Below are 907 nucleotides of genomic sequence, written 5' to 3'. Positions count from 1 at the left end.
CGACTTCGAGGGCGGTGCGGGCGCTCGTGCGGGTGCTCGTCATGCGTCCAGGCTACGGGCCGGGCAGCGGGTGCGAGGCGGATCCGGCGATCATCTCGGCGTACCCCTCTTCGTAGGTGGGGTAGTCGAGACGCCCGAGCAGCGAGTGGAGCAGCGACCCGTCGTACACGAACCCGCGCGGGCCGTCGGATGCCTCGTCGGGTGGAACAGCGACGCCCAGCTCCCCGGCGAGGAAGCGGACGACGTCACCGAGAGGTGCCGGTCGTTCGTCGACCGCGTGTACCAGCCGCGGCGGGTCGTCGGTGCGCAGCAGCAGGTCGAGCGTGCGCACGAGGTCGGTCTCGTGGATGCGGTTCGTGAGCCGGGAGTGGTCGACCGCCGCGCCCTCGCGGACCTTACGCAGCAGGAACTCGCGACCGGGACCGTAGATCCCCGCCGGTCGCACGACCACGGCGTCGAACAGTTCGGCCGCCGCCCGCTCGCCGTCACGGAGCCCCCGCGAGCGCTCGGTCTCGGCCGCGGGCTCGTCCTGCTCGGTGAGAGGACGGTCGGCCGTGAAGGCACTCCCTTCGAAGACACCGGTCGACGACACGAACACGGTGCGAGCGGGCATTGCCGGCAGGGCATCCCGGAGGTGGCCGAGCGCCGTGCGATAGGAGTGTTCCGCGGCGCCCGGCGGCAACGTGATCACGATCGCGTCGACGGCGGGCAGCGGCGTCGTGAGCGGCTGGGAGAGATCAGCGCGGATGCCGACCACGCCGGCGGGCAGCTCCCCGTCACTCCGCCGCAGAGCGAAGACCTCACCGCCGTCGTTGAGAAGCCGTGGCGCCAGGCGCGCGCCGAGCTTGCCGAATCCGACCAGGAGTGTGCGCCGCGGCGCCGGAGTGGTGTCCATCGGTTCCAGGCT

1 protein-coding gene is annotated in these 907 nt (G+C 72.1%); it reads right to left on the bottom strand.

Features of this window, described 5'->3' with window-relative positions; all coding sequences use genetic code 11:
* Positions 1 to 52: 52 nt before the first annotated feature.
* Positions 53 to 895: a Rossmann-fold NAD(P)-binding domain-containing protein gene (locus ACNPM4_RS04960; RefSeq protein WP_029264399.1), complete on the bottom strand. Its 843-nt coding sequence runs from the start codon at positions 893 to 895 to the stop codon at positions 53 to 55.
* Positions 896 to 907 lie beyond the last annotated feature (12 nt).

This window comes from Microbacterium umsixpiens, assembly GCF_053543675.1.
The sequence above is the reverse complement of the archived record's forward strand: the minus strand, read 5'-3'. Positions and strand labels throughout refer to the sequence as shown.